Below are 13666 nucleotides of genomic sequence, written 5' to 3' on the forward strand. Positions count from 1 at the left end.
TAGATGATGAGTAGTATTACAAAAAGCATACAGAATGAATATGTTTTATTGATGGAAAACGCTTTTTCTGAAAAATATAAATATGCATTCAGAAATTTAGAACTAAAAGAATTACGTAGATTCATCCTAAAAGAGCTAATTAGCTCTCCCGAGTTAGATAATCAACTTACAAACCTAATCGTGTTGCTAAATAAATTTTGGGATACTCACGCCGCGGCGCTTATAACAGAAGTGCGGGCGTCTAAAAGTTATCGATTATTACTTCCGATTCAACGCTTTGGTTATAACATATCTAATCACCTTAGATCTCTGGGGATTTATTTTGATAGCATCATAATGGTTGATCCATTACATTTTCCTTCTCTTAGCTCTCTGCATTCATTTTTGTCATTGCCACCAGATAATAGTTATGTCCGCATGCGCAGGTTGGTATTACTTGAACATGTTTCCAATCTATTTCGCGCCATCCCATTTATGACTATTGATGATGATTATCCAATTTTTCTAATCGTTCCTGAATTACTGGATTTTGATAAAGAACGCAATCATGAACAATCTGCCGCTTTTCTAAGCCAGCTCTTTTTTAAAGATAGAAAAATGGATTACGCTACTTATTTAGCGTTTCTTGAGCACTTTGGGAGAAATGAAGAAACATTCCAGAAGATCCTAACAAATAAAGAATTATTAAAAACATTGCTTAATAATTTCAATAACATCGAAAAAGAAGTCTGGGTTTACGATACAGATTTAAAGAGTTTTACAACAAGAGAGGTAGATCTTCTGGATTACGATCTGCCGTCAGCTATAGCAACCTTACTGGGTAAGGTTGAAGGTGCAATTTATGCACAACGATCAACTCAATTATCGGCAACACTATTAGGCATTGATCCGGTTATTTATAGTAACCATATGTTTTTACATGAATGGACTACGGAGCAGTTAGTCAAGGATTATGGTAAATTAAATCCTCTTTCTTCTGAAGAGCAAGCGATTACAATGGGCCTTTCAGCCGCGGAAGTAAAATTCCTTACTGCGCTTTCCGATCTGGAATTAAAAAAGATTAGAGAAAGAGGTCAACTGGAATCCTTAAGGCATGAACTAAGAATCTCAAGGCATGACTTGCAAGGAAAAACACCAGATCAAATGCAAGATGCGGCAAATAATTTTTCAAAACATTTAATCAATGTGGTCGAAGAGTATGGAAAGTCGCATGAATCAGCCATTAAGAATTCAAAGAAAAAAAAGATCTCATCTGGATTAATTTTTGCAGGAACAGCCACGTTAGGTATAGCTTCACTTGCCATGCCGCAATTGACATTACTTTCAGCAGCAGCAACGGGAATTGGCCTGGCCTTTGGAGGTAAAAGTCTGGCAGATATTTTTAGTGAACATAAAGCACATAAAAATGAAATCCAGATATTAGAAAAAACACCCGTATCGCTTTTGTATGGGGCATATAAAAAGAAATAGTAATACTGTGTATACCGTCTGGTAGCGGAAGTCTGGCATTTGATAGTTTTTGAAGCAATTGTCGTAAAGTTACTCAAACAATCACATTGTTCAGGAAAGCCTATGAGGAGATGGTTGAGAATAGGGGGTCTTCCGCTGATTCCCCGAACTATCCACCAGTTCATGCAAACGCTGTGCTAACTGGCCACTGTTTTTCCCCGGTTGCTGCTTTGACCGTCAGATTTTCCAGTGTATTGTCAGTATCATAACGACCTGGGTGCCGTCGAAAAATATCGTGCTGATTATCTGAGGAGTAAAAAACATGGCCGCGTATGACATCGAAAAGGACATCGGGCCGCGGGTTCAGATTATCCAGGAGATACACGAATTAATTCTGGCGGGTGAAATGGAAGTCGCCAAAGGGATGCTGCGCACACTGATTAAAGTCACGTTCGGTTATCCTGCGATTTTTGACGAGGTTCGGCAGGAATGCCAAATCAACAATGCGCATGTTGTCGCCGGATGTGGATCCGGGTATCAAAGCGTTTATCGCCGTTGTCAGAGCTGCAGAACATCAGTCAGAAAAAGCAGCGGACCAGGGTAAAACCCACTGAGCCAAAAACCTGCGCGACGAACCGGTCACAGTGGCCGGTTTTTTTATGCCTGCGTGGCGTGTGCTGCGTGAAATCGTGTGCAGGATAAGCGGGTGCAAATCAACAGAATTCGCGCAGCGTCACGGCAGGGAAGGGATCAAACTTATGGGCCAGAAGTTTTTTGACATACACGAATCCAGCCGCTTTAACATGTCTTTTAAATGTTCTGGTGAATTTAACATAATATACATTATGCGCATTAGAATAGCAGAGGGCGAAAAGCAGCCCCCCAGCGTGAATCAGTCATACAACCAGCGACCAGACCTGGCAGACGCAATGAGCATACCTATCGTGAACTCCGGCACCTGAGGAATATCGTTTTTGCGAAACGGATTAAGCAAATGCTTTAGCGGTGGTTCTGGCGGATAGTATGTTGTGATCGAGAAATTCCCTTTATCTACATTGAATGTCGTAAAAAAATCATCCATCAATGCCAGTGCTTCATCATCTTCCAACCGTAAATCTGAATCCAAATCTGTTGACGGTGTCAGTTCTTTTTTCTTAAAGAGGTAAATTCCATCATGGCTTCTTACCAGTTCATAAATCCGCTGTTCAAGAGCATCACTTACCATATTTTATCGCTTCCTCTGGCAATACGGTTGTAATCCCTGCCTGTACGATATGCAATCTGCGACACGTCAGAGGCCAGAATAATCCATCCGACTGTTCAGCAAGGCCACCAAGTAAAATAATATCACCATCTGCAAGGCTGACTTCGGTTGTTACATCACGCTTGATAAGGGTTGGCGAGTTATTAACGCCGGTTTCAGTGGTCACAAGTTAGGTTCTGGACATCTGAAATTAGCCTTGAAAAAACCGTCAGCTGCCCGCATCACTGACCGGGCTGGAGCTGAATCCCCTTCGTGAAGGATGCTTTTATTAGTACTATTAAAGGTGCTATATTTAGTCATCAACCAGGAGGTAAATTATGGCATTTCAAATTTTAACGACTACTGCAGCAAGCATTACAGAACTGAAACGTGATCCAATGGGAACTTTCAATGCCGGAGAGGGCGCTCCAGTTGCCATTCTTAACCGTAATGAACCGGCTTTTTACTGTGTGCCTCCGGCACTTTATGCTCATCTTATGGATATTCTTGAGGATGAAGAACTCGGTCGTATTATCGATGAGCGTGCGAATGAACGCGTCATTGAGGTCAACATTGATGACTTATAAGCTGGCATTTAACGAATCAGCACTAAAAGAGTGGAAAAAACTGGGTCATACCATACAGGAACAGTTTAAAAAAAAGCTAAGGGAACGGCTTGAAAACCCTCGGGTTCCGGCTTCTCAATTACATGGAAGAAAGGATCAGTACAAAATTAAGCTGCGTGGTGCAGGATACAGACTGGTGTACAGCGTCGAAGATGAAATTATCACGGTAACTGTCATTGGTGTTGGAAAGCGTGAAAATGATGCCGTCTACAAAATGACACGACACAGAAGCTAATCACTCAGGAAATGCTCTCTTTCCCGTCAAGCGATACGACAAACAGGCTCAGTTCTTTTATGTGACGGCACCTTGACATATGCCACGTATATGAAACTATGACCTACGTTGTGTATGTGACATTCATTTTATTCCCGCCCGAAGTGTTTACGCTATCTGAGGATAACATTATGACGCAACGTATCGCGGTTTTTCCTGCTGACCGCCATTCTCTGTATGAGGAACATGGGTATTCCGCAGCCATCCGTTCTGGTGATTTACTGTTTATTTCAGGCCAGGTAGGCAGTCACACAGACGGAACGCCGGAGCCTGATTTTCAAAAACAAGTGAGGCTTGCTTTTGAAAACCTGAAAGCAACACTGACTGCAGCAGGATGCACATTCGATGACATAGTGGATGTCACCACCTTCCATACCGATCCAGAGCAACAACTTAACGACGTGATGGCGGTGAAACAGAAGATATTTGCCCATCCCCCTTATCCTAACTGGACCGCTGTTGGCGTTACCTGGCTGGCCGGCTTTGATTTCGAAATAAAGGTTATTGCCCGAATCCCCTGATGCTTATTCTCGGTAAAACCGGTAGCATTGTACCGGTTTTATTTTATTCATCCCTGCCCTTCATCCTGTATGATTAACATGCAATCACCAAACATATCGAACTGACATGACTGGATATCTTCTGAGGCATAGGCCTTCATGAGTAGATCAACCCCAGCAAACTGACCAGTTAACACCATATGCGTCGTTTTTGGCTGATGTAAGTTCGTTAGCAGGCAGTCAACCACTTTCAGTTGATAACCTGGATGTATATAAAGCGCAGTCCAGCCAGAACTTGCTTTGAGGCAATTGTGCTCCCTCGAATACGCGGACTCCAGGCATCGTGTAACGGTAGTTCCTACGGCAAAAATACGTCCGCCATTTTGCTTCGCAGTATTAATGATATCCGCTGTTGCTTGTGGAACCTCGTAGTATTCTTCGTTGATAGTCACTTCCTCTACACATTTTGTTTGTATTTTTCTGTTGGACAACATTTCTGTTGATGCAACATGTAAAGTGATGAAGGATATTAACCCACCTTTATCTTTGATTCTTTGGATAAGATCCCAGGTAAAATGAATGCCGGCAGAAGGTATTTCCAAAGAACCATACTTTTTAGAAAAAACGGAACGGTAAGCATCTGGATATTTATAAAACAAGCTGGAGTCCACATACTCATCAAGACGCTCACCATGACTGGCTAAATAGCAAATTAAGGCCTCATGATTTTCCACGACGGCTCGGTACTGACTCTCTTCGCTAAACTTTTGCTCTACCTTAATGGAAATTTCAGGGTTATCAACCAAATAGAAAACATCATTCGCGTTAAGCCTTTCTTTTAAAAGTCCGGAAATAATTACTCTATTATTTGGTAAAAATCCCTCTAAAACAATTTTAATTAACCTATTCTGTCTTGTTTTACAGATAAACATATGGTTTATTATAGTACTGTCGTTAAAACAGATTACATCACCTTCTTTGATATAATCTGTTAATTTACTAAAGTCTACCTTATGAATTTCCCCTTTACTCCGGTTGAGGACAAGCATTTTACACTTTTCCCTGTATGAATCATTGGCTATCCAATGAGGTCTGAGTGGGATAGTCATCTGATCGGTAATGCGAAAATCATATTTTTCGGTAAGCATATATTTACCCTTTGAAAAACCATTGATACGGCGATTGTTATATAGCCGTATTCTGCAGTATACGTTGGTCTTTCAAAGGGTGAAAATTAACTCAATAAATGTTGTTGTTATATTTACTTTGCTGGCTATTTAATCAATGTCAGATACCGATATTAGCCTGGACGATCGGATTTGACCGCCCTTTTCTTTTGCTTATTCCGGCATTGAAGCATCGCTATCCATTGCATCGGCAAACTTTTGCATTAGCCGAACAAAGACATCAAGTTCATCCTGAGGCCAGTCTTTAAAAACAACTTTGCCCATTTGCTCTCGCGCAGCATCTATACGCTCCGTCATCGCCTTTCCTGTACGGGAGATAACGGCCTCGCGTATACGACGATCGATGGCATTATGCTGCCGTATTATCAACCCCAGCTTCTCCAGTTTGGCGACCTGTCGGCTTACCGTCGTATAATCACGACCGGCACGTTCGGCTAACTCAACAACGCCAATCGGCCCTAAACGTTCGATACTAATAAGGATCGAAAATAGCGCACGATCGAGTTGTATCCCCGCCTCTGCAATTAATTTCTCATCATTACGAGGCCGGTTAAGCGCGCTCACCACGCGAATCAACGCACCGTGAAGCGCCTTCATTTGCTCGGAAATATGTGTATCTTGCACATTTTTATTTTCTGACATAGCATGTCTCCTCTTATGTGCATAATACACATATCGGAGAGACGATGACAAGATACACCACTACAGATGTACTGATCTGCGGCGCTGGCGTTACCGGGCTTACTTTAGCCATCGAACTGGCGCGTCACGGGGTCTCATTTCGCCTGATTGAGAAAAGAACGACGCCTTTTATCGGCTCCCGCGGTAAAGGTATTCAGCCGCGAACGCAAGAAATCTTCGAGGATCTTGGAATACTCAATAAAGTGGTCGCCGCCGGCGGGCTCTATCCCCGACTACGAACCTACCGTCACGACGGAAGCTATGTAGATTCAGATATTGCGCATCATACAAAACCGACCCACGCCGAACCCTACCATCTGCCATTGATGGTTCCACAGAACGTGACAGAAACGATTATGCGCGAGCAATTAAAAGCATGGGGACATCGGGTGGAGTTCGGCTGCGAGTTACGACATTTTGCGCAAACCCCACGCACGGTCACCGCGTATGTTGCCGGGCCGGCTGGAGAAGAGGTCATCATCGCGCATTATTTGATAGGCGCGGATGGCGGCGGAAGCTTTGTCAGAAAAAAATTAGGCGTCAGCTTTCCCGGCCGTACGTTGGGAATCCATGCGCTTGTGGCTGACGCTTCACTTTCCGGTCTGAACCGGGATGTATGGCACCATTTTAACGATGGCGATATGGCGCGGATGATAACGATTTGCCCTCTCGCCGGCACGCAGCTCTTTCAAATCCAGGCGTTGTTGGCCCCGGACGACTCGCAGAATTTCTCAGCCGACGTGCTCACGGCTTTTCTTACTGAGCGAATCGGGCGGACGGATGTTCGCATCCATTCGATTCCCTGGCTATCGAAGTACCAGATGAATGCGCGCATAGCGGAACATTACCGTGTGGGTAAGGTATTTTTAGCCGGTGATGCCGCTCATGTGCATCCGCCGACGGGTGGGCAAGGGTTAAATACCAGCATCCAGGATGCCTATAACCTGGGATGGAAAATGGCAGCCTTGCTGCGGGGCGCAGGAGAAGAGCTTCTCGATAGCTATGAACAGGAACGCCGCCCGGTAGCCGAATCACTGCTCCACCTTTCTACCCGATTACTTGACTCTCAAAAACAGGGTGGCATCAAACGAGAACGCGACGTTCAACAACTTGACATCCAGTATACCAACTCCCCCTTAGCCCACACGTTGCCCGAACGTCAGCATGGGTTACAAGCGGGAGAAAGAGCTCCGGATGCTCCTCTTTTGGGCGCTGGCGGCCAATCATTACGATTATTTCAGTTACTACAAGGTCCGGACTGGAATCTGTTGGCCTACGAAACCCACGGTAAGGTCATCGATGCGCGGCGAGGTCTGCGTATTCATCACATTGGCGAGCAGGACGAGCTCATCGATACCCTGGGGCACTTCCGGGAGTCCTATCATCTGGCCCCGGGTCAATGCGTGCTGATCCGACCCGATGGCTATGTCGGCGCATTCTTTCACGGCAAACAGAGCAACGATATTGAAAATTATCTCTCTCGTTTTGCCATGGGGATCAAAGATGAATACTAATGTCTATGAGAACACCGACAGCGAAACTATCACCCCGCTCAACAAGCGGCGTATTTTGCCTGTTTTCCTGCTTGTCGGCCTTTACGCCGCCAGTACAGCGGCTGTAATGTCGGTACTGCCTTTTTATATCCGCGAGATGGGCGGTTCGCCGCTTATCATTGGAATTATCATCGCCACTGAGGCTTTTAGCCAATTTTGTGCGGCGCCCCTGATTGGCCACCTTTCCGATCGCGTTGGCCGCAAGCGAATACTGATTGTCACTCTGGCTATTGCGGCGATAAGTTTACTATTACTCGCCAACGCGCAATGTATCCTGTTTATCCTGCTCGCCCGCACGCTTTTTGGCATTAGCGCCGGGAATTTGTCAGCCGCCGCAGCCTATATTGCCGATTGTACGCACGTCAGAAATCGGCGCCAGGCAATCGGTATCCTCACAGGCTGTATTGGTTTAGGCGGTATTGTCGGGGCAGGCGTTTCCGGGTGGCTATCGCGTATCAGTCTGGGCGCGCCGATCTACGCCGCCTTTATACTTGTCCTTGGGTCTGCCCTGGTCGCGATTTGGGGGTTAAAAGACCCTTCCACAACATCACGTACCACAGATAAAATAGCGTCGTTCTCTGCCCGCGCTATTTTAAAGATGCCAGTCCTTCGCGTCTTAATCATCGTAATGCTTTGTCATTTCTTCGCCTATGGCATGTACTCTTCACAATTACCTGTTTTTCTTTCTGACACCTTCATCTGGAATGGGCTTCCCTTTGGGCCAAAAGCGTTAAGCTACCTGTTAATGGCGGACGGGGTTATTAATATTTTCGTTCAGCTATTTCTGTTAGGTTGGGTGAGCCAATATTTTTCGGAGCGAAAGCTAATTATCCTCATCTTCGCCCTTCTTTGTACTGGATTTCTCACTGCGGGTATCGCCACGACCATACCTGTGCTTGTTTTTGCTATCGTTTGTATTAGCATCGCTGATGCGCTAGCCAAACCCACTTATCTTGCCGCCTTGTCCGTCCATGTATCGCCTGCCCGACAAGGTATCGTCATCGGAACGGCGCAGGCATTAATCGCAATCGCTGATTTTATATCCCCCGTATTGGGCGGATTTGTCCTGGGTTATGCTCTGTATGGCGTCTGGATCGGTATAGCTATCTCTGTCGCCATTATTGGTCTGGTGACGGCAATGATTTACCTTTCAAAAAGTTCAGTGCTAATAGTGAAACCAGAAACAGAATAATGTGACAACGTCACAAACATTATTGTTCCCTTCTTCCCTTATTTATCAAAAGTATTGTACTTATATTGAATGTTTAAGAGGTATTTATGGAAATTATGCTGGCTGGCATTTGCCCTTGTAACGCGCGGGGAAAGCATGAAAAAAATATATCTCGTTGTTATCGTACTGTTTTTCATTTCTACAAAAGTTTATACACTACTTCATAACAACATCTTCTTTTGTCGAAACAGCCCGGAGTGTGATTTGTCTCATGTTCTCCCCGACTACCGGGAGCAGATTTCAGGCACACCGCTAAAATATACCTTGATTAATACCGCTCCATTAGCACAGGTGGTAGTCAGACACTATGAATTATTATCGCAACACTGGTCGCCAGATGACATGGTAACCCCTGCGCAATGGCGACATAACGTTGATATTTATATCCCTGAAACGGCAAAAGAGCACCATGCTTTGGTGGTTGTAAACAACGGAATTAATTATGATAAAGGCGTACAAATCACTGGTAAACCCGGTGATTTCCCCCAGGAAACACTGGCAAGCATCTCCCGTGATACGAATACCATCGTAATATCAGTGAGTGATATACCTAACCAATATTTAACCTTTCAGGATGATAAAAAACCACTGAAAGAGGACGAAAGCGTTTCCCGAAGCTGGGCATTATTTATGGAAGCGCCGGAGCAACGTAAGTTAATGCCTTTAAATATTCCTATGGTCACTGCCCTATCGCAAGCGATGAGATTAGCAAAAAAGGAGTTAACGCAATGGAATATAAATTCCTTTATCATTACAGGTATTTCAAAGCGTGGGTGGACCACCTGGTTGTCAGCTATCGCCGATCCTGATGTTGAAGCAATTGTTCCCTTCGCCATTGATCTACTTGATATTGATGCTTCACTTGAGCATATTTATCAATCATACGGTGGAAATTGGCCCATTACATTCTACCCCTACTACCAGCAAGGCATAGATGAGAAAATAAAATCCCCCACATTTACCCAACTAAGGCAAATAATAGATCCGTTAAGATATCTCAATACTATTTATCAACCCCGCCTTGCAATACCGAAATATATTATTAATGCAAGTGGCGATGATTTTTTCGTACCAGACAACACTCGCTTTTATTATAGCAAACTTCCTGGCGTAAAATCATTACGTATAGTGCCTAATATGAACCACTACTCAATTAACCAGTTCGCTGAAGAAAGCCTCGTTCCATTTATTAATAGGTTTCAAAGTAAAAAAACATTACCACAGTTGATCGGCCTTATTCACCACCATCTTCTTACGGTCTATTTCTCAGAAGCGCCGGTAAAAGTCGTTCGCTGGACAGCCAACAATCCAAATGCGCGTGATTTTCGTTATGCCTGTGGCATCCGCTATCAGCCGCTTACAATAGATATTCCCGCCAACAATAAGATCAGTATTACGTTAAATGAACCGAAGACAGGTTGGGAAGCTACCTATATCGAAGCCACTTTTAATGATGGCTATGTCGCCACGAGTCAGGTTTATATTACGCCCGATGAAAAATACCCACTGACAGCGCCATCTTCTGTTAACGCTGCATGTCAAACGTTACCGGGGCGTGGATTAGGGGAAAACGATAGTCTCGATTGAATTTTCAAGTAATTGTCTTATTTTAAATAACTTTATCCATCACGCTTGCGATGGATAAAAATCCTCTGCGATAAATTTTTGTTATATTGATCACGTTCTAACCACAAGAGAGGTGATTTGAAAATAACCTTAAAATATTGTGGTCAGGCCGCTAGACCACAATAAGAGGATTAATCATGAAAAGAAAAACAATGGGATGGCTTATCGTTTTTCTTCTATTTATAGTTTACATGCTCAACTATATGGATCGTTCAGCATTGTCGATAACTGCCCCCTTGATCGAAAAGGAGTTAGGATTTAACGCCGCGGAGATGGGAATGATCTTCAGCGCATTTTTTATCGGATACGCCCTGTTTAATTTTATTGGTGGCTGGGCCAGCGATAAAGTTGGGCCAAAAACGGTTTTTCTCATCGCAGCGTTACTATGGTCTGTATTTTGTGGCTTAACTGGTTTGGTCACCGGATTGTGGACAATGCTTATCGTGCGCGTTCTTTTCGGTATGGCTGAAGGACCGGTCAGCGCTGCCGGAAATAAAATCATCAATAACTGGATTTCCCGAAAGGAGTCTGCCACGGCGATCGGAATTTTTAGCGCCGGTTCCCCGCTCGGCGGCGCGGTGTCCGGGCCTATAGTGGGCCTGCTGGCGTTATCCTTAGGCTGGCGCCCCGCATTTGGCATTATTTTCTTATTTGGCCTGGCCTGGGTACTGCTCTGGTACTTTATCGTTAGCGATAAGCCAACAATGAGTAAACGCCTGGCGCCGGAAGAACGCATTGATTTTGAAAATCATGAGGACGTTATTTTATCTGATGATGGCCGGGCTACGCCTTCACTCGGCTATTACATGAAACAACCAATGGTATGGGCGACAACTCTGGCTTTTTTCAGCTACAACTATATTCTTTTTTTCTTCCTGACCTGGTTCCCAAGTTACCTGAACCATTCGTTACATCTCGATATTAAAGAAATTAGTATCGCCACGGTAATTCCCTGGGTCATCGGCGCCATTGGTATGGTGCTCGGCGGCGTCTGTTCTGATGTAATTTATCGGATTACCGGTAATGCTCTGCTCTCACGTCGACTTATTCTGGGCGTATGTCTGGCAGGCGCAGCGGTATGTGTTGCCGTTTCCGGTACTGTTAGCACTATCGGTAGCGCAATTACGCTCATGTCAGTTTCACTCTTCCTGCTCTATTTAACGGGCCCAATTTATTGGGCGGTTATTCAGGATGTTGTTCATAAAGATAAGGTAGGGAGCGTCGGCGGAGCCATGCATGGCCTGGCTAATATATCCGGCATTATCGGTCCGCTTGTCACCGGTTTTATCGTTCAATTTAGCGGTAAATATGACTATGCGTTCTATCTGGCTGGTGCTATCGCTATCGTTTCAAGCCTGTTGGTCTTCGTATTTGTAAAAAGTAAAGGATTCAAAGCCAATGAAAGTCAAAGCTGTGTTCATTAATAAGCCTGGTGAAGTTGAAACCCGCTGGGTGGATTATCCCCATAAGAAAGAAAATGAAGTATTAATTAAGGTTGATGCTGCAGGCATTTGCGGATCGGATATCGGGGCTTTTCGTGGAACGAACCCACTGGTTACTTACCCAAGAATTATTGGGCATGAAGTGACCGGAATTGTTCTTCAGGAAGGTACCGGAATGCCGGGCAATATTAAAAAAGGCGACCGCGTGATTGTTGACCCTTATATTTATTGTGGTCACTGCTACCCTTGCTCTGTCGGCAGAACTAATTGTTGTGAAAATTTAAACGTCATTGGCGTGCATGTCGATGGCGCAATGCAGGAGGTGGTTACTCATCCCGCACATTTAATTCATAAAATACCAGATAATGTGCCTTCTGAAATGGCGCCGCTGGCAGAACCGCTGACCATCGCTCTGCACGCGCTGCACCGGGCAAACGTTAAGGCCGGGGAATATGTTGCCATCATCGGCGCGGGGGCCATTGGTCTTATGGCGGCATTAAGCGCGCGTCATTACAAGGCAACGCCTATTCTGATCGATATTGTGGAAGAAAGGCTACGCTATGCGCAAAAGCTTGGCGTTCCTTATGTACTGAACGCCGCTGACGATCAGGTTATCGATGCTATTAAAAATATCACCCACGGCACCATGGCGCAGGTCGTGATAGAAGCCTCCGGCGCAAATAGCGCTATTCGAAATACGCTTGATTTAGCATCGTTTGCTGGTCGTATTTCGTTTACCGGATGGCCAAAACAGGAAACGTCGCTGCCGACGAACCTGATCACCTACAAAGAACTGGATTTACGCGGCTCCCGCACCAGTGCCGGTGAATTTGATGAGGCATTACGCATGCTGTCAACGCTGGAGATTAATCCGCAAGATGTTGTCAGTAAGGTCGTCAATCTTGATGAGATCCCTGATGCAGTTAAAGAACTTGATCGCTATCCGGAGCGCTACTTAAAGATTAATGCTGTTTTCCATTGATTTACGGCAAGCTCCACCGCATGGCATGACCGCCATGCGGTGTTATTCATCGACAAAATTAGCCGCCGACAATCTTTCTCACATAGCGTAAATGTTCCAGCGATCCCTCATAGGCGCTGTCAGCATCAGACTGTCGCATCGCATCCACTATCGCTTTATGTTGTTTGTTGAGATTAAGTAAAACATTTCTGTCTCCAGACTGCTCATCAAGCCCGGCATAAGGGATATTAATCCGTTGTTCCCATAACATACGGGACATATCGAACAACACCCGGTTACGGCTGGCCTCAGAGATCGCAAGGTGAAACTCTTTATCCAGCGAGTAAAAGCCGTGGACGTTATTATCGTTAATGGCTTGATCCATACGATGATAAATCGCCTCTATTTGATTGATGACGTCAACGTTATCGTTTTGTGCGGCTAAGCGCGCACAATGGCTATCGACCAGCTCGCGAGTAGAGAGAATTTCTTCGATGGTATAGTCGCTGGCAAGGTGTTTTTTATCTGAAACGATAACCCCATTACCGGACTGAATCACGATCCATCCCGAGATCTCCAGTACAATAAGGGCTTCTCGCAAGGAGGCGCGGCTCACGCCAAGCTGTTTTGCCAGTTCGCGTTCTGGCGGTAAAAAAGTTCCCGGTGGAAAAATATTATCATTGATCAGCTTAATGATGAGGTTGGCTATCTTCTGATAGAGCCTCTCCTGCCTGACCTCAGGTATAACCATGCGCCCTCCAATCCATATCCAGGGGATTTTGAATGGATTTAGCATACCATCCTGGCGCTGGTGATCGTGATAATTAATTACCGTGCATGATAAAGAGAAGCAACCGCCGGTAGTCTCTATTACCTTCGCCGAGCCTACCGGG

14 protein-coding genes and 2 pseudogenes are annotated in these 13666 nt (G+C 44.9%); 10 read left to right on the top strand and 6 right to left on the bottom strand.

Annotated elements, in window-relative coordinates; all coding sequences use genetic code 11:
• Positions 1–3 precede the first annotated feature (3 nt).
• A complete protein-coding gene (locus tag ACLJR2_RS06795; protein ID WP_000987828.1) occupies positions 4–1470 on the top strand; it encodes a hypothetical protein in 1467 nt (488 codons plus the stop codon).
• 301 nt (positions 1471–1771) lie between these two features.
• Positions 1772–2053 (top strand): hypothetical protein, encoded by a 282-nt coding sequence (locus tag ACLJR2_RS06800; RefSeq protein ID WP_000742000.1) that lies wholly within the window; start codon positions 1772–1774, stop codon positions 2051–2053.
• A gap of 288 nt (positions 2054–2341) precedes the next feature.
• Here ACLJR2_RS06800 and ACLJR2_RS06805 read toward each other — a convergent pair whose 3' ends face one another.
• The 3 genes and pseudogenes from ACLJR2_RS06805 to ACLJR2_RS06815 all read right to left on the bottom strand — a co-directional run.
• Positions 2342–2674, bottom strand: coding sequence for a DUF1493 family protein (locus ACLJR2_RS06805; protein ID WP_000253078.1), 333 nt, complete (start codon positions 2672–2674; stop codon positions 2342–2344).
• Positions 2668–2766, bottom strand: a pseudogene (locus ACLJR2_RS06810) (STM2901 family protein); the annotation flags it as partial. The pseudogene ACLJR2_RS06810 and the gene ACLJR2_RS06805, both read right to left, overlap by 7 nt.
• A pseudogene (locus ACLJR2_RS06815) lies at positions 2760–2879 on the bottom strand (type II and III secretion system); the annotation flags it as partial. The pseudogenes ACLJR2_RS06815 and ACLJR2_RS06810, both read right to left, overlap by 7 nt.
• A 151-nt stretch (positions 2880–3030) precedes the next feature.
• On the opposite strand from ACLJR2_RS06815, the gene ACLJR2_RS06820 reads away from it, so the two are divergent.
• From ACLJR2_RS06820 to ACLJR2_RS06830, 3 genes are all read left to right on the top strand, one after another.
• Positions 3031–3279: a type II toxin-antitoxin system Phd/YefM family antitoxin gene (locus ACLJR2_RS06820; RefSeq protein WP_000885426.1), complete on the top strand. Its 249-nt coding sequence runs from the start codon at positions 3031–3033 to the stop codon at positions 3277–3279.
• Positions 3269–3553: a type II toxin-antitoxin system RelE family toxin gene (locus ACLJR2_RS06825; RefSeq protein ID WP_000221343.1), complete on the top strand. Its 285-nt coding sequence runs from the start codon at positions 3269–3271 to the stop codon at positions 3551–3553. The genes ACLJR2_RS06820 and ACLJR2_RS06825 overlap by 11 nt, the downstream gene beginning before the upstream one ends.
• A 170-nt stretch (positions 3554–3723) precedes the next feature.
• The gene (locus ACLJR2_RS06830; RefSeq protein WP_001534128.1) at positions 3724–4113 is read left to right on the top strand and encodes a RidA family protein; all 390 of its coding nucleotides are present in this window, start codon (positions 3724–3726) and stop codon (positions 4111–4113) included.
• 47 nt (positions 4114–4160) lie between these two features.
• On the opposite strand, the gene ACLJR2_RS06835 is transcribed toward ACLJR2_RS06830, so the two are convergent.
• Complete coding sequence (locus ACLJR2_RS06835; protein ID WP_001534056.1) at positions 4161–5240, bottom strand: S-adenosylmethionine:tRNA ribosyltransferase-isomerase; 1080 nt, start codon at positions 5238–5240, stop codon at positions 4161–4163.
• Between the two features lie 192 nt (positions 5241–5432).
• On the bottom strand, positions 5433–5921 hold the full coding sequence (locus ACLJR2_RS06840; RefSeq protein ID WP_001293634.1) for a MarR family winged helix-turn-helix transcriptional regulator: 489 nt from the start codon (positions 5919–5921) through the stop codon (positions 5433–5435).
• 44 nt (positions 5922–5965) lie between these two features.
• Here ACLJR2_RS06840 and ACLJR2_RS06845 point away from each other — a divergent pair, with 44 nt between their 5' ends.
• The 5 genes from ACLJR2_RS06845 (at position 5966) to ACLJR2_RS06865 (ending at position 12794) form a co-directional block, all read left to right on the top strand.
• Complete coding sequence (locus ACLJR2_RS06845; RefSeq protein ID WP_000199407.1) at positions 5966–7474, top strand: FAD-dependent oxidoreductase; 1509 nt, start codon at positions 5966–5968, stop codon at positions 7472–7474.
• Entirely contained in the window at positions 7464–8705 is a 1242-nt protein-coding gene (locus tag ACLJR2_RS06850; protein ID WP_001095731.1) for an MFS transporter, read from the top strand. Before ACLJR2_RS06845 ends, ACLJR2_RS06850 begins: the two co-directional genes overlap by 11 nt.
• A gap of 69 nt (positions 8706–8774) precedes the next feature.
• Positions 8775–10331, top strand: coding sequence for a PhoPQ-activated pathogenicity-related family protein (locus ACLJR2_RS06855; RefSeq protein WP_072141782.1), 1557 nt, complete (start codon positions 8775–8777; stop codon positions 10329–10331).
• A 176-nt stretch (positions 10332–10507) separates the two neighbouring features.
• Entirely contained in the window at positions 10508–11794 is a 1287-nt protein-coding gene (locus tag ACLJR2_RS06860; RefSeq protein ID WP_000824236.1) for an MFS transporter, read from the top strand.
• The gene (locus tag ACLJR2_RS06865; RefSeq protein ID WP_000864936.1) at positions 11769–12794 is read left to right on the top strand and encodes a zinc-binding alcohol dehydrogenase family protein; all 1026 of its coding nucleotides are present in this window, start codon (positions 11769–11771) and stop codon (positions 12792–12794) included. Before ACLJR2_RS06860 ends, ACLJR2_RS06865 begins: the two co-directional genes overlap by 26 nt.
• A 58-nt stretch (positions 12795–12852) precedes the next feature.
• On the opposite strand, the gene ACLJR2_RS06870 is transcribed toward ACLJR2_RS06865, so the two are convergent.
• The gene (locus ACLJR2_RS06870; protein ID WP_001518759.1) at positions 12853–13644 is read right to left on the bottom strand and encodes a FadR/GntR family transcriptional regulator; all 792 of its coding nucleotides are present in this window, start codon (positions 13642–13644) and stop codon (positions 12853–12855) included.
• Between the last annotated feature and the right edge of the window lie 22 nt (positions 13645–13666).

The organism is Salmonella sp. SAL03688 (genome assembly GCF_046551895.1).
GTDB classification, from domain to species: domain Bacteria; phylum Pseudomonadota; class Gammaproteobacteria; order Enterobacterales; family Enterobacteriaceae; genus Salmonella; species Salmonella enterica.